Here is a 20,426-nt window from a genome sequence, read left to right as displayed (position 1 = left end):
ATTTCTAAATTTCAAAACTTCTTTAACAATTTTAAGCTAACATAACAATTTATTTTCATTCTCAAGGTAGTAATTATGTATGATAAATCACTAGAAAAAGAATATTATAAAATTTGTGAAGAACGCGGATATTTTGAAATCAATGGTAATGAAAAAATTCAAGAAAAAGGCAAAAACTTTTGTATTATGATGCCACCACCTAATGTAACAGGCGTTTTACACATAGGCCATGCCCTAACTTGTACTTTACAAGATATCACGACGCGTTATAAAAGAATGGATGGTTATAAGACTCTTTATCAACCAGGGCTTGATCATGCAGGCATTGCAACACAAAATGTTGTGGAAAAACAACTTTTAACTCAAGGCATTAAAAAAGAAGATTTAGGTAGAGAAGAATTTATAAAAAAAGTATGGGAATGGAAAGAACAAAGCGGTGGTACTATAGTTAAACAAATGCGAATTTTAGGTATCACTCCTGCTTGGAGTCGTTTGCGCTTTACTATGGATGAAGGTTTAGTAAATGCGGTAAAAAAAGCCTTTGTAGATCTTTATGATAAAAAGCTTATTGTGCGTGGAAATTACATGGTAAATTGGTGCACTCACGATGGAGCATTAAGTGATATAGAAGTAGAACATAAAGAAAATAAAGGAAAATTATATTATTTAAAATATTTCTTAGAAAATTCTCAAGAGTACATCGTAGTAGCCACTACAAGACCAGAAACTTATTTTGGTGATAGCGCTGTGATGGTTAATCCAAACGATGAAAGATTTAAACACTTAATAGGCAAAAATGTCATTTTACCTTTAATGGATAGAAAAATTCCTATTATTGCTGATGAACATGTAGATATGGAATTTGGTACAGGTTTTGTAAAAGTAACCCCAGCACATGATCATAATGACTACGAAGTAGGCTTAAGACATAAACTTGAATTTATTACTATCTTTGATGAAAAAGGTATTTTAAATGAACATTGCTTGCATTTTAAAGGCTTAGAAAGATTAGAAGCAAGAGATACTATTATAAAAGAATTACAAGAAAAGGGTTTTATTGAAAAAATAGAAGATTATACTAATCAAGTAGGATATTGCTATCGTTGTAAAAATGTAGTAGAACCTTACATTTCTAAACAATGGTTTGTAAAAAATGAAATCGCAAAAGAAAGTATAGAAAAAGTTAATCTTGGTGGAAGTAAATTTTACCCTGCACATTGGATCAATAGCTTTAATGCTTGGATGAGAGATTTAAAAGATTGGTGTATTTCAAGACAACTTTGGTGGGGTCATCAAATTCCTGTGTATTATTGTGAATGTTCTCATGAATGGGCAAGCGAAGAAACTCCAAGTCAATGTCCAAAATGCCAAAGCACTAATTTCAAACAAGACCCTGATGTTTTAGACACTTGGTTTTCTTCTGGTCTTTGGGCTATGAGTACTTTAGGTTGGGGTAATAAAGACTGGGGCAAAAACACACTTTGGCATGAAGATGATTTAAAAGATTTTTATCCAAATTCTTTATTAATCACCGGCTTTGATATTTTATTTTTCTGGGTTGCAAGAATGATGTTTCAAAGTACTAATGCCTTAGGTGAGCTTCCTTTTAAAGATATATATTTGCATGCTTTGGTTAAAGATGAGCAAGGTAGAAAAATGAGTAAGTCTTTAGGTAATGTCATTGATCCTGTGCAAAGCGTGGATGAATACAGTGCTGATATCTTGCGTTTTACCCTTGCTCTTTTAGCTATCCAAGGTAGAGATATAAAATTAAGCAATGACAAACTCATACAAGTTAGAAATTTTACGAATAAGCTTTATAATGCAAGCAAATTTTTACTTTTAAATGAAGAAAAATTTGAAGATTTAGATAAAAGCAAAATTCAAACTAACTTGGCAAAATACATGCTGTCTCGTTTTGAAGTATGCGTAAAAGAAACAAGAGAAAATTTAGATAATTACCGCTTTAATGATGCAGCAAATACTTTGTATAGATTTTTCTGGGATGAATTTTGTGATTGGGGGATCGAGCTTAGTAAGGCTGAAAAATCAAGTATAAAAGAACTTGGAAGCATTTTTAAAGAAGCATTAAAGCTTTTAAATCCTTTTATGCCATTTATTAGTGAGTATTTATACCATGAGTTAAGTAAAACTTCTATCCAAACTCATGAGTCTATAATGATTTCAAGATATCCTAAATTTAATTCTAGAAATGAAAAAATAGAAAAATTATTTAATATCATTATAGAAAGCATAGTGAGTTTACGTCGTGCAAAAACCTTAGTAGAGCTTGCAAATGCAAAAATTCAAAAAGCTTGCATAAAATTAAACGATGAGAGTTTAATAGCTGAGTTAAAAAATTACACTAATTTTATCTCGACACTTGCAAAATGTGAAAACATCGAGTTTATTAGTACAAATTTAGAAAAATCCATTAGAGATGTAAGTGAGAATTTAGAAGTATTTATACCAACTCAAGATCTTGATTTAAGCGGTGTTTTAAATAGACTTAATAGTCAAAAAATAAAATTTGAAAAAGAATTTAACAAGTTAGATGCTATGATGAAAAACGAAAAATTTATCTCTAATGCACCTGCTGCGGTTGTTGAGCAAAATAAAACTCAACTTGAAAGCATTAAAACTCAACTTGAAAAAATCAATGATGAAATTTCTAATTTAGAAGGCTAATAAGTGATAAAAATACAAAATCTTAAAAAATATTATGGCAAAGAATTAGTTATAAATGATGTTTCTTTAGAAGTTAAAGAAGGAGAAATTTATGCTCTTGTTGGACACAGCGGGGCAGGAAAATCAACTTTGCTAAGATGTATTAATGGTTTGGAAAATTATCAAAGTGGTAGCGTGCAAGTTTTTGGTAAAGAAATAGCTACCTTAAAAGAAAAAGAGTTAAGAGTATTTAGAAAAGATATAGGGATGATTTTTCAGCATTTTGCACTTATGAGTAGAAAAAATGTATTTGAAAACGTGGCTATGCCTTTAGAAATTCATAATTTTGACAAAAACACAATTCAAAAAAGAGTTAATGAGCTTTTAGATCTTGTGGGACTTTTAGTCAAAAACAAGGCTTATCCAAATGAACTAAGTGGTGGGCAAAAACAAAGAGTAGCCATAGCTAGAGCCCTTGCTTTAAATCCTAAAATTTTACTAAGCGATGAAGCTACTTCTGCACTTGATCCAAATACTACAAATAATATTTTAGAACTTATTGCTAAAATCAATCAAGAATTTAACATCAGCGTAGTATTAGTAACTCATGAAATGGAAGCAGTAAAACAAATAGCACAAAAGGCCGTATTACTAGAGCATGGACAAATTATAGGTCAAGGGAAAATTGAAGATTTATTCTTAAAACCAAGTGAAAAAATGCGTGAATTCTTAGGTGAAAGTGATTTTTTGCCACAAAATGGAGTCAATGTGCGCTTATATTTTTGCAAAGAAAAAGCAAACCAAAGCATAATCACTCATATGGCTAGAAGTTTAAATATTGATTTTAATATAGTTTGGGGTAAGATAGAAAAACTAAACAACAATGCTTTAGGAAATTTGGTAATCAATATAGAAGCCAAAGATCAAAAAAAAGTTTTAAATTATTTACAAGAAAATGGCGTTATTTGGGAGCTTGTATAATGAACTTAGAAACAATTTTAAGAAATTTTGAAAATATACTATATCCAGCATTATTGGAAACTCTTTATATGAGTTTTACAGCCACTTTTTTAGCCTTTTTAATTGCACTTATCCCTGCAATTGTACTTACTGTTACTGATAAAGGCGGCTTATGGGAAAATAAAAGCATTTATAGTATGCTTGATTTTATTATCAATATTTTAAGATCTTTTCCATTTTTAGTGCTCATTGTAGTTTTAAGTCCTTTTACAAAATATCTTATTGGCATTAGCATAGGTACAACTGCTACGATAGTGCCACTTACCATAGGAATTGCACCTTATTTAGCTAAAATGATTGAAAGTGCTTTTAAAGAAATTGATCCTGCTATCATTGAAGCAGCAAGATCTTATGGAGCTAGCAAAGCACAAATCATCTTTAAAGTTATGTTTAGTGAGGCTTTGCCAAGTATTATTAATGGTATTACTTTAATTTTAATTATTGTTATTGGATTTTCCGCTATGGCAGGAACTGTTGGTGGTGGTGGCTTGGGTGATGTGGCTATTCGCTATGGATATGAACGTTTTAGAACTGATATTATGATTCAAACTGTTGTGATTTTAATTATACTAGTGCAAATTATACAATTTATAGGAAATATTCTTTATAAAATCACCAAAAGATAAACAATGAAACATAAACTTGGTATTTTGCTAGCAGCAACTAAAAATTCAAGCTTTACCATAGGAACCTTGCTCATTAATATCATGGATGTTATGGATGAAAAGGTAGATGTATTTTACATTTTACATGATGGCTTTAGCTTGAATGATCAAAATATCATGCAAAAAATTGTTAAAAACAAAACAATTAAATTTATTCCTTTTACTCAAGAAGATTTTTTAACTACTCTTGGTAAAAATCAAAATGATATTGATAATTTATTTTTCTTAAAAAGATGGACGCATATGGCTTTTGCAAGATTTGAAGCTTTTAAGTTTTTAGATGAATGCGAAAGTATTATTTATCTTGATTTTGATGTTTTACTTTTAAAAAGTATAGATGAACTTAGTAAATTAAGAGCTAGAAAATATCATTTTGGTGCAAGATTAGGTAAAACTTTGCTTCTTGAAAGCCTGCCTGCAAAAAAAGAGCATCATCAAAAACGTACGTATTTAACTGGAATTTTAGTCTTTACCGATCTTATACCTAATCCTTTGCAGTGTTATCAATTTATATATAAACATTTAAACGAAAACATTCAAAATTTAAACGATCAAGGATTGTTTACACTACTGGTGCTAGAACACAAATTTAAAATAAAAGATTTAAAAGATACTTATAATGGAAATATTGATTATAGAACCAATTTATCACAAAAAGCTTCTATAACACATGCTGAAGGTAGTAATAATCGTTTTTGGAATAATGTTTTATACAATCAAACATGGCCTAAATGGCAAGAGTATTATGAAAAATGGTTAAAACTTGGTGGAAGTAGATATTTAGGCGGAATAAAAGCTATTAACACTCAAGCAAAAGCAAGAATAAGATATCATTTATCATACAAACTAGGTTATGCTTTTATAGAATGTACTAAAAATAAGAAAAAAATTCCTTTTTTACCTTTTACTCTACTAAAGATTTACTATAAACACACAAAACTTGCCAAGCAATATCAAAAAGATTTAAAAACAAAACCTTATCTTAAGCTTCCACCTTTATCAAGCTATGATGATTATAAAAGTGAAGGTATTAAAAATCAAAATACTTATTCTTATAAAATCGGACAAGCTCTCATTAAGGCTCAAAAAAATTGGCACAAAGGTGGTTATATAAAATTTATAAAAGAACTTAAACATTTTGCCAAAGAATATAAAAACAAACAAAAATAAAACTTTTCTTATCTTATTAATATTTTTATAATATAATCAAGCATTTTAAACTATAAAAAGGAGTTAAAATGAAATTGTTAAAATTGCTCGCTGCAAGCACAATTTTAGGTGCAAGTTTATTTGCTAATGAAGTTATCACTGTAGGTGCAACACCTGTTCCTCATGCTGAAATTTTAGAACAAACTAAAGATTTGCTAAAAAAAGAAGGTTACACATTGGAAATTAAAGAATTTAATGACTATGTTTTGCCAAATCTTAGTACAGATAGTAAAGAACTTGATGCAAATTTTTTCCAACATCAGCCTTATTTAGATGAGTTTAATGCTAATAAAGGTACAAAATTAATTAGCGTTGCAAAAATTCACATCGAACCAATGGCAGTTTATTCTAAAAAATATAAAAACATCCAAGATCTTCCACAAAATGCTACCATAGCTGTACCAAATGATCCGACAAATGAAAGTAGAGCTTTAGATATTATCGCTAGTACTAAACTAGTTAGTTTTGAAAATAGCACATTAAAAACTCCACTTGATATTAAAGATAATCCAAAAAATATCAAATTTAAAGAGTTAAAAGCAGCACAACTTCCAAGAGCTTTAGATGATGTTGATTTTGCAGTGATTAATTCAAACTATGCCTTATCAGCAAACTTAAATCCTGTGAAAGATTCTATTTTAATAGAAAGCAAAGAAAGTCCTTACGCAAATATATTAGTAACCACTCAAGATAATAAAGACAATCCTAAAATCAAGGCTTTAGTAAAGGCTTTGCAAAGTCAAAAAGTAAAAGACTTTATCAATGAAAAATACCAAGGTGCAGTAGTCCCTGCATTTTAAAACAAACCTTGAGTTTTAAAACTCAAGGTTATTTATTTTTAATAAGCTCTGTGGTAATTTTAGCTATTTCTAATTCTTCTTCTGTTGGAACAATTAAAATTTTAATTCTAGAGTCTTTTTTACTAATCTCACCATTTCTAAGCTGTGCATTTTTATCTAAATCTATATCAAATCCTAAATGCGCTAGTCTTTGACATACTTTTGCTCTAACAATATCATCATTTTCGCCTATACCAGCTGTAAAAATCAATGCATCAACTCTAGGCAAAATCGCAAAATAAGAACCGATATATTTACTCAAACGATAACAAAACATATCAAGAGCAAGTCTTGCTTTTTCGTTATTTTGTTCAATTTGAGCTTCAATATCTCTAAAGTCATTAAACCCACAAATTCCATAAACCCCACTTTTTTTATTCATTATAGTGTCTAAATCAGATGAGTTTAAATTTAATTCTTTTGCCAAAAATGGTAATACAGCAGGATCAATATCTCCACATCTAGTTCCCATGATCAAACCTTCTAGCGGTGTAAAGCCCATAGAAGTATCTACACATTTTCCATTTTCTATAGCACAAACACTCGCACCATTTCCAAGATGAGCGCTAATTGCATTAAATTCATTAATATTTTTACCAAGTATATGTGCAGCTTGCTTGCTTACATAAGAATGTGATGTACCGTGAAAGCCGTATTTTCTAACTTGGTGTTTTTCATAAAACTCATAAGGTAAAGCATACATATAAGCATAATCAGGCATACTTTGATGAAAAGCTGTGTCAAAAACTGTCACATTAGGAACTTTTGGAGCGGCTTTTATCATAGTTTTAATACCTATTAAATGCGCAGGGTTATGTAAAGGTGCTATGTGAGCAACTCTATCAATTTCTTTTAAAATTTCATCATCTACCAAACAATGCTTGGTTAAATTTGGGCCTCCATGAACTATCCTATGTCCACATCCATCAAGCTCATTTAAATCATGTAAAATTCCACTTTGAGCAAATAATTCATTTACTAATTCAATACCTTGTTCATGATCTTTAATTGCTAATTCTTTTTTGTATTTTTGACCACTTTTTAGATCTTTTAACTCTATTTTAGAGCTTTGCTCGCCTATTTTTTCCACCAAACCAGATGCTAAAGCCTCATCTTTTTCAAAAAGCTTAAATTTAATTGAAGATGAACCTGAATTTAAAACTAATATTTTCATTTTTCTCCTTATTCTTGTGCTTGAATAGCACTTAAAATCACAGTATTAACAATATCTTCTACCAAACATCCTCTACTTAAATCATTAATCGGCTTTTTAAGACCTTGTAAAATCGGACCAATCGCTAAAGAATTTGCCGTTCTTTGAACTGCTTTATAGCAAATATTTGCCGCATTTAAATCAGGAAACACATATACATTTGCTCTTCCTGCTACTTTAGAATTTGGCATTTTACTTTTTGCTGTTAGCATATCATATGCTGCATCAAATTGTATAGGACCTTCTAGCTCAAGTTGAGGATATTTTTCTTTAGCTATTTTAGTAGCTTCTTTAATTGCATCCACGCTAGCCCCGCTTCCACTATCTCCACTAGAATACGAAAGCAAAGCCACTTTAGGTTCAAGCCCAAAAGCTTTAGCGCTATTTGCGCTCACATAAGCAATTTCAGCAAGTTGCTCAGGAGTTGGATTTGGCATAACAGCACAATCAGCAAAAACCAAAACCTTATCTTCTAAAGACATAAAAAACATACCAGAAACTAAACTCACATCAGGTTTTGTTTTGATAATTTGCAAGGCAGGACGAATAGTTTCAGCAGTAGTTGTACTCGCACCACTTACCATAGCATGCGCTTTTTGAGTATGTACAAGCAAGGTCGCAAAATATGTTTTATCTTGCACTAATTTTTTAGCTTCTTCTTTACTCATACCTTTACTTTTTCTAGCTTCATACAAAAGCTCTTCAAATTCTTCATTATATTGAGAATTTTTAGGATTTATAATACGTACACCATCGATATTAATATTTAAACTATTAGCTTTAGCACAAATTTCATTGCTATCGCCTAGCAAAATCAAATCAACAATCTCATTTTGCATTAAAAACTCACTAGCTTTTAATACTCTTTCATCAAAACTTTCAGGCAAAACCACTACTTTTTTATCTGCTTTTGCTTTTTCAAAAAGCTCATAAGAAAATCTTGCCTGAGTTTTATAGGTATATTCTTGTAATAAATCTTGAGTAAAATCTTCATTTTCTTTTAACAAAACAAAGTCGCTAAGCTTTTGACTTAGTAAAAAATTTAACATAGTATGATTTTCATCTTGACTTTTTGCATATAGTGGAGCATTTAGCTCTTTAGCTAAAGCTATATTTAAACTCAAATCTCCCATCAAACCAAAATCATCTACTCCAACCACTATAACAAAATCATTTTTATTTTTTATTTTTTCAAAATCTTGAATTATTTTTTTTAAAAAATCATTTGAATTTTGAGCAAATTTGCTTTGATAATTATTTTTTTCAAAACTACTAAAAAAATCTAGCTTAAAATTGGTTTTTGAACATATTAAAGCAATTTTTTCTTTATTTTTTTCACAAAAAACAGGAAAGTAAAAGGCTATTTTACCTTGAACTTTTTCTAAAGACTGTGTTAAAAATTTCTCATCAACACAATTTAATAAAAACATGGATTTCATTTTTTCCTCTTTTTTAACAAAATAATTGTTTTTTTGTAATATAATAATTTTAAAATTCATCACAATAATATAAGGTTATAAAGCTATGAAATTTAAAAATGTTAATTTTTACTTGTTACCTTTTGTAATGTTTGGTTGTAGCGCCACAGTCGATCCACATATTAACATGAAACCTCCAACTTATGTAGAAGAATTGGCTCCAAAACAAAATCATAACACCCAAAGCAATCCTGGATCGCTATTTGGTAAAGGAGATAATCCTTTATTTTCTGATAAAAAAGCAATGAATGTAAATGATTTAGTAACCGTAGTCATTAGAGAAAATGCTACACAAAACTCGCAAGGCTCTAAAGCTACAAGTAAAAACAATAATGTTAATTTAGGCGGAGGACAAGTAACCACTGGTGCTGGACTTAGTAAAGCTAGAGATTTTATCAATGATTATACAAATATAGGCTATACTACAGCAAGTACTTCACAATATCAAGGCACAGGAAGCCAAACTAGAAGTGAAAATTTCCAAACCACCATTTCTGCTAGAGTGATTAAAGTTTTATCTAATGGAAATTATTTTATAGAAGGAAGTCGTGAGCTTTTAATTAATGGTGAAAAACAAATCATTCAGCTAAGTGGGGTTATAAGACCTTATGATATTTCTCAAGATAATATGATAGATAGTAAATACATAGCTGATGCAAAAATTCTTTATAAAACAGAAGGTGATATAGATAAATCTACACGCAAGCCTTGGGGGACAAAATTCATGGAAACCATTTGGCCTTTTTAAGCTAAATGGTTTTACATAAAACTTGGTGCATCATTAGAAAATAAAATCAAATCTCCATTTTGGGTTAATTTTGATAAAGTTTGCACAAGTTGAGATTTTTCTTTTAATACATAAAAATCTAATGTAATATGTTTTTGCAAAATCGTGCTATTAGCCTCTGAAGTAATAATTACAAAATCAAAACATTCATTGATTATCTTGCATAATTTTATATTTTCTTCTTCATTAACTTCAACTATACCAGGAGTTACCAAAACTTTTCTTCCTTGATAGCTTTTACAAAGCTCATAGCTTTGACTCATACCTTTAAAATTTCCATTAAAACCATCATCTATGATAAATTTAGGCTCTTTAGAAATCACTTGCAAACGATGTTCTACTGCTTTTAAATTTAATACACTTTTTATAATATTTTCTATTTTAATTCCTAAATAATGAGCAAGTAAAATACACACACTAATATTATAAGCATTAAAAGCGCCTAGTAAATTTGCATGAAAATCATAAATATTACCATCTAATCTTATTTTAAAATCTAAACCTTCTAAACTTGCCCTAACATCACTTAAACAATCATCATAAAATTCATTTTCATATAAGGTGCTTGAGTGTAAAAAGTATTTTTCTAAACGCTTGGATTTTAAAGCTTGCAACTTAGCACCACGGATGTTATCTTGAGTTTTAAAATACTCCAAATGCGCCAAGCCGATCTCACCTACTATACAAATTTGAGGATTTAAAAACTCTGTAATTTCTAAAATATCATTTTGCTCTCTTGCGCCAGCTTCTACGATATAAATTTCAGTATTATTTTCTAAATTTTCATTGATATCTTTTACTATACCCATGAAAGTATTAACACTTCTTGGAGTTTTATAGCACTTAAACTCATCTTTTAAAAGTTCGTATAAAAAATTTTTTATACTTGTTTTTCCAAAACTAGCAGTAATTAGAATAATTTTTAAATTTGGATTATCACAAATCTTTTTATTTGCCTTTTTTATAAATATATTTTGGTTTATTTTTTCTACTAAAAAGCTTAATAAAAATGCAACTACTAAAGCTTCTAAACCTATCCAAAAAAATGGCATAAATACTAAAGTAAAAAGCGACAAAAATAAAAAATAACGCTTAATCCTAGCAGTAAAAACCAGCTTTTTATCTAAATTTTTATATAAGTACCCACCATATAACAAAGATAAAGCAAAAACTATAAAATATAAATAAAAATTTCCGCTATACAAAGAAAACACAAAAGCAAAATAAGGAATTATTAAAAAATATAAATGCCACAAAGGCTTAGCAAAATGTAAAATTATGCGTGAGAATTTATAAGAGTACCATTGCAAAGCTAAAATCAGGTAAAATCCAAGTAAAAAATTCAAACTTAAAAAAGCTATCATACTAATCATTTTTTAAAAATTCCTCATGTATTTTTTCATTTATAAAATCAGCATGTTTTAAAAAGAAAAAATGATCCCCATCTAATGCAAAAAAATTTCCTTTTTGTGCTAAAGAATGGATAATCGCTCCACTTTTTAAAGGCGTAGCTTTATCTTCATTACCCCAAAAAATCAAAATAGGGTTTTTAAGCTTTTGAAATTCATTTTCTAAATTTTCATTAACAACCTTCTTAAAGGTTTCATACATCACTTCACTCATACCTTGAGCGTCTTTGCTAATAAAAAATTTCCTCCAAAAATCCCCATAAGGAAGATTTTTTAAAATTTTAAACAAGGCTATTTTAAACCTCACTTTAAAGCTTTTTGGTAAAACCACACCTGCGCTAGAGAGTAAAATTAAACCTTGAAAATTAGCATTTTGACACATAATAGTCGCAACTTTTCCGCCAAAAGAATGCCCCATTAAATAATCTGCCTTTTGCTCAATTGTAGTTAAAAAGTCTTCCACAACCTTAGCATAAGCATAAGAATCCATAGGTGCATCTATGCTTGAATTTCCAAAACCAGGCAAATCTAAATAAATTTGTTTAAAATCATTCAAAGGCTTTTCAAAAGCTTGTTTCATAAGCTCTTTATTAGCCCCCCAACCGTGTAAAATAAGAATTGTTTTTTTGCATTTTGAATTGATGATTTCATAACTTAAATTATAAAAATATCCATTAGAATATACTCTAGTTTTTGCCATTTCTAGCCTTTTTTATCTTTATAAATCTTTTTTAAAAGCATTACAGCTTCATTTAAACGCTCATATTCTTCAAAACTTAAAAGCACAGCTTCAAATTTATTATTTTTTACTATCACCACTCTACCGTTTTCGCTCTTTTTTGTTTTTTCAAGCATAGTACTGAAATTTCTTACTACTTCAGTTGCAGTATAAATTTCATCTTTGCTAAAAGTAGCCATGATTATAATTTACCTTTTTGTCCATTAATGCTGTGAATAAAAGCGTAATCGATCTTAATTTGCTTTTCTAGCTCTATATTTTTAGCTAAATTATCAACTGTATTGGTAAAATCTTCAAATAAATAATTTGCCAATGATCCTGGATTTGGATTGATCTCATTTAAATAAACCTCATCACCTATCACAAAAAAATCACAGCGAATCAAAGCTCCTTTAAATAAAGGATTGTAAATTCTCGTAAAATTATCCCTTAGTTTTTGCTTTAATTCTTCACTAATATCCGCTTCAATGACCTTAGAACTTTCTGAAAAACCTAAATATTTTTGTTCAAAATCTAAAATTTCATTTTTTCTAGGCTCTTCAATGATAGAAAATTTCATTTTTTCACCTATCATACAACCTGCTAAGTTATATTCTTTAATATTGCTTACAAATTTTTCAACCACAACATCCTCATCAAATTCAAAGGCAACATCTTTAGCATATTTAAGCTCGCTTTCATCTTTAACTATACTTATACCTATGCTACTACCTAATCTTGCAGGCTTTAAAATACAAGGAAAGTCTAAAGAAACATTTTGCTCTTTATGCGAATTTAAAACCTTATAATCAAGTGTTTTTACCCCTACACTTTGTGCATAAAGTTTAGTTAAAACCTTATTAAAAGATAAAACACTAGCTTCTATACGCGGTCCTATGTATTTTATACCATAAAAATCAAGCAAAGCAGCTATTTTGCCATCTTCACCATCTTTTCCATGTACGATATTTACCGCTACATCCATGTCAAGTTTTTTCTCACCTAACATAGTTTTTATAAAAAACCCACCCTGCTTTAGCACCAAGGCTTTTTCTTTTTTATAAGCACCACTGCTAAAAGTTTTTGCATTCATTTTTTCTTCATCTATAAGAAAAAATTCTTTATTTTTATCACAAAATATAAATTTTTTTTGCGCTTTGAGTACTTTTTTTAATACTACAGCACTCACAATGCTAATTTCATGCTCATAAGAATTTGCACCAAAAATTACACCATATATCATTATATTTTTCCTTTTATTATGCTAATTTTTTCAAAGCCTCTTTAATAAGCTCACTAGTATTTTTACTCTCACAAGTTCTTAAAACCTTTAAAATATTTTCTTGTTTAAAACCAAGCGAAAGTAAAGCTGCCAAAGCTTGTGCTTGGTCTTGATTGGAATTTTCTATATTGATTTTTGCATCACTTAACTCAGCTATAATTCTTTTTGCACTCTTTGGACCAATACCAGGAACCTTTTTAAATACACTCTCATCACCACTTTGCAAAGCCGCATAAAAAGTATTAGTATCTAAGCTTGAGCAAAGCGCCATAGCAGTAGTTGCTCCAATACCACTAATTTTAATTAATAATTCAAACATTCTTTGCTCATTAATATCTAAAAATCCATATAATTTATGAGAGTCTTCTTTGATAATTTGTGTGATTAAAAACTCAACCTTTTGATCTTTTTCAAAATTACTTGAGCAAAAAAGCGACACATAAACACCATAACTTACCCCACTTGAAGTTTTTAAAACAACAAAAGTAGGTTCTTTTTTACTCACTATTCCTTCAATTGCCACTATCATTTAGCTTATTCCTTGTAATTACTAATAGAGCGAATTTCATAAACACTCATCCCATTTTCAGTATCTATTTTTTCAAGCTCAAAACATTGAATTTTTTCTTCACTATGAGGATGATAGCTTAATTCTTTCCTAGGATTTAATAAAACAAATTTAACCTCGTTTAAATCCATCCATTTTCCACTTTTATTAATAATTTTTGATTTTAAAAGTTCATCTTGAATTTTTTTAAGCTTTTCTATATTTGCTTTTTCTTCTTCTTTTAAGGTTTCTATTTTATTAGCTAAAATATTTAAATTTTCAATCTTTTGATTAAAATCTTTAATAGTAATCTTATAAGCTTGTGGTATAGCTCTTTTTGCACTCATTAATTCTTTTGCCTTTTGCTGTAAAATTCTCACAGAATCTTTACTCACATGGATAGTATGCTTGGTTTCTTCAATTTCTTTGACTAAATTTTCTTGTTCTTTTTTTAACTCTTCAATATGCAAAAGTATCTCTTCTCCACTTTTTTCTTTATCAAAAGCTTTGAGATCTTGAATTACAAGTTTATTACCACTTCCTTGAACTTTTTCAACATGAATCAAGCTTTTAGCAATACACAAACAATTACCACCAAGCTCTTGTATGTAAATTTCATCCGCAATAATCTCTCCACCCACAGCCTTTTTAATATTTACTTTTTTAGCCTTGATAGAACCATTTTCTAAAGTTTCAGCAAAAACTTCCTCGGCCTCACAATATCCTCTTAAGATATTAACCTCAACCTTTTGCCCTATAATAGTGCTTTTATGATGCATATTACCTTTAAGAATTACTTTTTTACCTCTTAAAACAGAATCTTGAGCCATATTACCAGTAACTTCTAATTCTTGAGCCTCAACAGTAATCCTAGGACCTATTGCATCTTCTAAACTATTTGTATTTTTAATCACAATGATAACTTGTTTATCAAAACCCGCCCAAATAGAACCCGTACTTTTAAAATCAACCTTATTAAATTCTAAATAATTTTCTATCTCATAAATAGATTTTTTTTGGATAATAAAGCCATCTTTTTTGGCAATATATTTTATGCTTTCATCATCTTCTTTAACTTCAAAATTATCCGAACAAACAACTTTTTCTTTATTTGTTTTTGGCGGAAGTGCTTTTAAAATTTTAAATCTTAAATCCTTGCCATCACTACCCTCTTTTGGTTTAATCCTCTCAATAGCCACCTCATCTTTTCCTATAGGTGCTACATAGTTTCTATTCATCACATCATTGTGTTTTTTTAGATTTTCTAGATAATGATATTTAATTTCTTCATTTGTAGGCTCTTGTGGATTAACTCCCTTACATACCTCAAATTCAACTTCAAAATCAAATTTTTGTCTTTCTTTAACTTTGGTATTAAAATCAATAATTTGCTTTTTGAAATCAAAAATTCTAAATCCGAGCAAATATTTTTCTTTTATCATCGCTTTGTAAATAGCTTCTAAAAGTTCTAGTGCCAATTTATCATGAAAAGCAATAGCTTCACTAGCCCTAACACTAGCTTTTAATAAAGTACAAAACTCATTAGCATGCAAATTAACCTCAAAAGCTGCCATATGTGCAAATTTTTTAAAATAAATTTCTATTTTATACTCTTGCTCTATATTTAAATCATGAATCAAAAATTTTTCATCTTCTTCAAAAATTTTTAATTCTTTTTCATTAACTTTTATCCATTCTTGATTATCATAAGTATAAGAAGTGCTAAAACTTAACAATCTAAAATCAAGTTCATCAACTTCGCATTTATTTTCAGAAGCAAATATCAAAAGCTCTTTATAAGGGTCTTTAGTATATAAAATTTTCTTTTCTTCCATAGCTTAAGCTTCCTTATTGTATATAAAAATTTTGATTTTAGCAAAAATAAAATCAAAATTTAGTTAAAATTATTGCTATTAAAAAATTTTATAATACTCAAACTAATGTTTAAAGAATGAAAATTAATGAGAAAAAATATTGTTTTTAAAAATTTCATCATCAATGCCTTAGGAATTTTATTTTCTAGGATTATGGGCGTTTTAAGAGATATTGTTTTAGCTTTATATTTAGGAGCTGGAATTTATAGTGATATTTTTTTTGTAGCTTTAAAAATGCCTGCTTTTTTTAGAAGAATTTTTGCAGAAGGAGCCTTTGGACAAGCTTTTTTACCAAGTTTTTTAAAAGCAAGCAAAAAAGGTGCTTTTTGTATAAATGTCTTATTACAATTTAGTATTATAGTGTTTTTAACCTGTGTTTTAGTGAGTTTTTTTGCTGAATTTTTTACAAAGATTTTTGCCTTTGGTTTTAACAAAGAAACGATCATTCTAGCTGCGCCTTTAGTTTCTATTAATTTTTGGTATTTATTTTTTATCTTTTTAGTAACTTTTTTAGGCTCTTTGTTAAATTATAAACAAAATTTTTTCATCACTTCTTTTTCTGCTTCATTTTTTAATCTTTTTGTTGTGATTGCAGGATTTTTTGTCACTCAAGATAAACCTTTAGAAGCTTTGTATTATTTTTCGTATGCGACTGTTTTAAGTGGTCTAGCTCAACTTATATGGCATATTTTTGCTTTAAAAAACACTAGAATTTTAAAAAGTATGTATTTAAGCATAAAACTTAAAAAAACAAAAACTAATTTAGATAAATTTCACTCTACTTTTACCCATGGACTTTTAGGCTCTTCAGCAAATCAAATTAGTTCATTATTAGATACTACTATAGCTAGTTTTTTAATGGCTGGAAGTATTTCGTATTTATATTATTCTAATAGGGTTTTTCAGCTTCCTTTAGCTCTTTTTGCAATCGCACTAAGTCAAGTAAGTTTTCCAAAAATACTAAGGCATTTAAAAGCAAATGAAGAACAAAAAGCCTTAGCTTTTATGCAAAAAGCTTTTGAATATTTAAGTGTGCTTTTAATCTTAGCTAGTATAGTTGGGGTTATTTTAGCTAAAGAAATTGTGGAGTTTTTATTTCAAAGAGGAAATTTTAATCAAGAAGATACAAAAATCACTGCATTTTTATTACAAGCTTATCTTTTAGGACTTTTACCTTTTGGCTTACAAAAACTTTTTTCTTTATGGCTTTATGCTAAATTTAAACAAAAAATAGCCGCTATAATAGCCTTTAAAACACTTTTTATATCAGCATTTTTTAGTATAGTGATTATTTTACTTATCAAAGAAGAAGCTTATAAGAGCTTAGGCATTGCACTAGCTTCATCTATTAGTGCTTTTTATTTATTATATGCTAATATAAAAGAATTTGGCTTTAAAAATCTTTGGGGTATTTTTAGGGTTAAATTTTGGCTTATTAGTATAGTATTTTTAAGTTTATTTGCTTTAAGCTTATTTGAAATTAAAGATATTTTAATACAATTTTTAATTGAAATTTATCATTTTTTTAAAGGTTTGTTTTAATGGTTTTTTTTGATAGTGTTTTAAAGAAAAAATGTGAATTTATCCCACATGAGGCAAAAAAAGCAAATATTTATTTATGCGGGCCTACTGTATATGATGATGCACATTTAGGGCATGCAAGAAGTAGTGTATGTTTTGATTTTTTAAGAAGAGTTTTGCTAGCAAATGATTATAAAGTAGTTTTTGCTAGAAATTACACTGATATTGATGATAAAATCTTAAAAAAAATGCAAGAAAGTGGCAAAAGTTTAGAAGAAATTACAAATTTTTATATTAAAAGATATGAAGAGGATATGCAAGCACTTAATATCTTAGAACCTGATTTTAAACCAAAGGCTACAGCTTATATTGAGCAAATGATTATATATATAGAAAAACTTTTAGAATTAAACCTAGCTTATAAACTTGAAGATGGGATTTATTTTGATACTAGCAAAGATGATAAATACTTTTATATCTCTAAAAGAAATTTAGAAGATAATCAATCACGCCTAGAAGAAAGCGTGGCTAAAAAAAATGATAGCGATTTTGTTTTATGGAAATTTGATGAAAAATTTTATCCTGCAAGTTTTGGCAAAGGAAGACCAGGTTGGCACACAGAATGTGTTGTGATGATAGAAAGTATTTTTAAAGATAAACTTGACATTCATGCAGGGGGCATAGACTTACTTTTTCCTCATCATGAAAACGAAGCTTGTCAGTGTCGTTGTAAAAACAATCATGAATTAGCTAATTTTTGGTTGCATAATGGCTTTGTACAAATTAATGGTGAAAAAATGAGTAAAAGCTTGGGAAATAGCTTTTTTCTAAAAGATTCTTTAAAACTTTTTAGTGGAGAGGTTTTGAGATTTTATCTTTTAAGTGTGCATTATAGAGCGCATTTTAACTATGCTTTAGAAGACTTACAAGCTGCTAAAAAAAGACTTGATAAATTTTACCGTTTAAAAAAACGCTTAAATTTAAATGCTTTTATAGATGAAAAAACTACCATAGAAAGTGAAGTAGCTAAAAGTATCTTAGAAGTTTTAAATGATGATTTAAATGCCTCTAAAGCCTTAGCTTTACTTGATGAGTTTATCAATGAAAGTAATATTTACTTAGATCAAAACCCAAAAGACAAAACTTATAAAATACAATTAGAAAAAACCTTAAAAGAACTTTCTTTTATTTTTGGTATAGGTTTTATAGATACTATAAAATATTTTCAATTTGGCATTAGTGAAGAAAAATGTCAAGAAATAGAAGAAAAAATTGCTCTACGCAACAAGGCAAAACAAGAAAAAAACTATGCCTTAGCAGATCAAATTCGTGATGATTTGGCTAAAGAGAATATTCTTTTAATGGATACACCAAATGGTGTAATATGGGAGAAAAATGGATAAAAATTACAAAGAAATGAAGCTTAGAGAGGTATTTACTCGCTTTAAGCCTTATTATAAAGATTATTGGTTTTATTTTGTTTTAGCTATTATTGGTATGCTTTTAACTAGTGGTGGAACAGCTGCTAGTGCATACATCATAGAGCCTATTTTAAATAAAATTTTTATAGAAAAAAATGCTCAATTGCTTTATTATATGCCTTTATTGGTAATTTTAATTTATGCTTTAAAAAATCTTGGTGCTTATATGCAAGTTTATTATATATCTTATGTTGGAACAGATATTTTAAGAAGATTAAGAGAATTAGTTCTTGGTAATCTTTTGCGCTTAGATATGAGCTTTTTTCATAAATACAGAAGTGGGGAATTAATTAGTCGTTGTACTTCTGATATTGGAGCTTTGCAAAATATAGTTTCTACTATCATACCTGAAATTTTAAGAGAAAGTTTAACCGCGATTGGACTTTTAAGTGTGGTGATTTATCAAAGCCCAAAACTTGCTTTTTTTGCTTTAGTAATTTTACCTTTAGCAATTTACCCTCTTGCTATTTTTGCTAAAAAAATCAAAAAAATAGGACGCAATACCCAAGAAAAAAATTCTGATCTTACTTCAAGATTAAGCGAAATCTTTTCTAATATAGAACTTATTAAAGCTTCTAATGCAGGTAAAAATGAAATACAAAAATTCAGCCAAACAAATAGCGAAGTTTGCAAACTTTCTTTAAAAGGCATTAGAATCGAAGCTTTGAGTAGCCCTTTAATGGAATCTATGGGTTCAATTGGCTTTGCAATAGTAATTATAATAGGCGGTAAAGAAGTAATCGATGGAAGTTTAAGCATAGGTTCTTTTTTTAGTTTTACTACAGCTTTATTTATGGCTTATACTCCTATTAAAAGACTTTCTTCACTTTATACAAGATTACAAAATGCAGTAGCAGCAAGTGAGAGAACTTTTTATCTGACTGATTTAGAACCACAAATTAAAGGCGGTGAAGAAAAACTTACAGAAAATATCCAAAATATCCATTTTAAAAATGTCTCTTTAAGCTATCAAAAAGATAAAATGGTATTAAAAGATGTAAATTTTTCTTTTAACAAAGGAGAAATTCTAGCCTTAGTTGGATCAAGCGGTGGAGGAAAATCTTCTATTATCAATCTTTTGATGTATTTTTTTGAAAAAGATAGCGGTGAAATTTTAATCAATCAAAAAGATATTAGTTCTTTTGATATTGTTAATTTAAGAGAAAATATCTCTTTGGTAACTCAAAATATTTATATATTTAATGACACTATAGCTCAAAATATAGCTTATGCTAAAGAATATAATGAAGCACGTGTAGTAGAGGTTTTAAAACAAGCTAATGCTTATGATTTTGTTCAAGAACTTGGTGGTATACATACTGAATTAAAAGAACATGGAAAAAATCTCTCCGGCGGACAAAAACAACGCATTGCTATAGCAAGGGCTTTATATAAAAATCCTCAAATTTTAATTTTTGATGAAGCAACCTCAGCACTTGATAATGAAAGCGAAAAAGCCATAGTAAGAACTATAGAAAGCTTAAAAAAAGATCGTTTGATACTCATCATCGCTCATAGACTTAGCACTATAGAAAATGCTGATAAAATTGCTGTGCTTGATAAAGGAAAAATAGCTTCTATAGGAAATGATGCTTATTTAATGCAACATTGTGAAATTTATCAAAAATTAAAACAAAAAGCACAAAAAACTGATAAAGTCAAAGAAAATGAAAACTAAAAATTATCATTTTTTTAGTACAATATGCTATTTTGCAA

At 28.7% G+C, this 20,426-nt stretch carries 16 protein-coding genes and 1 pseudogene; 9 read left to right on the top strand and 8 right to left on the bottom strand.

Annotated features, from left to right (window positions below; genetic code table 11):
* The first annotated feature begins 75 nt into the window (after nucleotides 1-75).
* The 5 genes and pseudogenes from L8U98_RS06190 (at nucleotide 76) to L8U98_RS06175 (ending at nucleotide 6,361) form a co-directional block, all read left to right on the top strand.
* The gene (locus L8U98_RS06190; protein WP_263725268.1) at nucleotides 76-2,688 is read left to right on the top strand and encodes a valine--tRNA ligase; all 2,613 of its coding nucleotides are present in this window, start codon (nucleotides 76-78) and stop codon (nucleotides 2,686-2,688) included.
* 3 nt (nucleotides 2,689-2,691) lie between these two features.
* On the top strand, nucleotides 2,692-3,648 hold the full coding sequence (locus L8U98_RS06185) for a methionine ABC transporter ATP-binding protein (protein WP_263725269.1): 957 nt from the start codon (nucleotides 2,692-2,694) through the stop codon (nucleotides 3,646-3,648).
* Nucleotides 3,645-4,307: pseudogene (locus tag L8U98_RS08265) on the top strand (methionine ABC transporter permease); the annotation flags it as partial. The gene L8U98_RS06185 and the pseudogene L8U98_RS08265, both read left to right, overlap by 4 nt.
* Before the next feature lie 9 nt (nucleotides 4,308-4,316).
* Nucleotides 4,317-5,522 (top strand): glycosyltransferase, encoded by a 1,206-nt coding sequence (locus L8U98_RS06180; RefSeq protein WP_412175047.1) that lies wholly within the window; start codon nucleotides 4,317-4,319, stop codon nucleotides 5,520-5,522.
* Nucleotides 5,523-5,590: 68 nt separating this feature from the next.
* The gene (locus L8U98_RS06175) at nucleotides 5,591-6,361 is read left to right on the top strand and encodes a MetQ/NlpA family ABC transporter substrate-binding protein (RefSeq protein ID WP_263702918.1); all 771 of its coding nucleotides are present in this window, start codon (nucleotides 5,591-5,593) and stop codon (nucleotides 6,359-6,361) included.
* 28 nt (nucleotides 6,362-6,389) lie between these two features.
* On the opposite strand, the gene L8U98_RS06170 is transcribed toward L8U98_RS06175, so the two are convergent.
* Together L8U98_RS06170 and pta are read right to left on the bottom strand one after the other, a co-directional pair.
* Nucleotides 6,390-7,574 (bottom strand): acetate kinase, encoded by a 1,185-nt coding sequence (locus tag L8U98_RS06170; RefSeq protein WP_263725270.1) that lies wholly within the window; start codon nucleotides 7,572-7,574, stop codon nucleotides 6,390-6,392.
* An 8-nt stretch (nucleotides 7,575-7,582) separates the two neighbouring features.
* On the bottom strand, nucleotides 7,583-9,052 hold the full coding sequence (pta, locus tag L8U98_RS06165; RefSeq protein WP_263725271.1) for a phosphate acetyltransferase: 1,470 nt from the start codon (nucleotides 9,050-9,052) through the stop codon (nucleotides 7,583-7,585).
* An 85-nt stretch (nucleotides 9,053-9,137) separates the two neighbouring features.
* Between pta and flgH the strand changes: the two genes are divergently transcribed.
* Entirely contained in the window at nucleotides 9,138-9,839 is a 702-nt protein-coding gene (gene flgH / locus L8U98_RS06160; protein WP_263664106.1) for a flagellar basal body L-ring protein FlgH, read from the top strand.
* A gap of 11 nt (nucleotides 9,840-9,850) precedes the next feature.
* Here the strand turns inward: flgH and L8U98_RS06155 are convergent, their stop codons facing one another.
* Genes L8U98_RS06155 through L8U98_RS06130 form a run of 6 tightly spaced genes read right to left on the bottom strand, consistent with a single transcriptional unit; the run spans nucleotide 9,851 to nucleotide 15,669 of the window.
* Entirely contained in the window at nucleotides 9,851-11,251 is a 1,401-nt protein-coding gene (locus L8U98_RS06155; RefSeq protein WP_263725272.1) for a Mur ligase family protein, read from the bottom strand.
* On the bottom strand, nucleotides 11,244-11,987 hold the full coding sequence (locus L8U98_RS06150; protein ID WP_263725273.1) for an alpha/beta fold hydrolase: 744 nt from the start codon (nucleotides 11,985-11,987) through the stop codon (nucleotides 11,244-11,246). Before L8U98_RS06150 ends, L8U98_RS06155 begins: the two co-directional genes overlap by 8 nt.
* Nucleotides 11,988-11,989: 2 nt before the next feature.
* Entirely contained in the window at nucleotides 11,990-12,205 is a 216-nt protein-coding gene (locus tag L8U98_RS06145; RefSeq protein WP_263725274.1) for a type II toxin-antitoxin system Phd/YefM family antitoxin, read from the bottom strand.
* 2 nt (nucleotides 12,206-12,207) lie between these two features.
* Nucleotides 12,208-13,248 carry a D-alanine--D-alanine ligase gene (locus L8U98_RS06140; RefSeq protein ID WP_263725275.1) on the bottom strand — a complete coding sequence of 347 codons (1,041 nt, stop codon included), beginning with the start codon at nucleotides 13,246-13,248 and terminating at the stop codon, nucleotides 12,208-12,210.
* A gap of 16 nt (nucleotides 13,249-13,264) precedes the next feature.
* The gene (gene ruvA / locus L8U98_RS06135) at nucleotides 13,265-13,816 is read right to left on the bottom strand and encodes a Holliday junction branch migration protein RuvA (protein ID WP_263678993.1); all 552 of its coding nucleotides are present in this window, start codon (nucleotides 13,814-13,816) and stop codon (nucleotides 13,265-13,267) included.
* 5 nt (nucleotides 13,817-13,821) lie between these two features.
* Nucleotides 13,822-15,669 carry a FapA family protein gene (locus L8U98_RS06130; protein WP_263725276.1) on the bottom strand — a complete coding sequence of 616 codons (1,848 nt, stop codon included), beginning with the start codon at nucleotides 15,667-15,669 and terminating at the stop codon, nucleotides 13,822-13,824.
* A gap of 126 nt (nucleotides 15,670-15,795) precedes the next feature.
* On the opposite strand from L8U98_RS06130, the gene murJ reads away from it, so the two are divergent.
* The 3 genes from murJ to L8U98_RS06115 are packed head-to-tail and all read left to right on the top strand — an operon-like array spanning nucleotide 15,796 to nucleotide 20,388.
* Entirely contained in the window at nucleotides 15,796-17,250 is a 1,455-nt protein-coding gene (murJ, locus tag L8U98_RS06125) for a murein biosynthesis integral membrane protein MurJ (protein WP_263725277.1), read from the top strand.
* On the top strand, nucleotides 17,250-18,632 hold the full coding sequence (gene cysS / locus L8U98_RS06120; protein ID WP_263725278.1) for a cysteine--tRNA ligase: 1,383 nt from the start codon (nucleotides 17,250-17,252) through the stop codon (nucleotides 18,630-18,632). The genes murJ and cysS overlap by 1 nt, the downstream gene beginning before the upstream one ends.
* Entirely contained in the window at nucleotides 18,625-20,388 is a 1,764-nt protein-coding gene (locus L8U98_RS06115) for an ABC transporter ATP-binding protein (protein WP_263725279.1), read from the top strand. The genes cysS and L8U98_RS06115 overlap by 8 nt, the downstream gene beginning before the upstream one ends.
* The last annotated feature ends 38 nt before the right edge of the window (nucleotides 20,389-20,426 follow it).

The sequence above is a fragment of the Campylobacter sp. RKI_CA19_01128 genome (genome assembly GCF_025771175.1).
Taxonomy (GTDB): Bacteria; Campylobacterota; Campylobacteria; order Campylobacterales; family Campylobacteraceae; genus Campylobacter_D.
The sequence above is the reverse complement of the archived record's forward strand: the minus strand, read 5'-3'. Positions and strand labels throughout refer to the sequence as shown.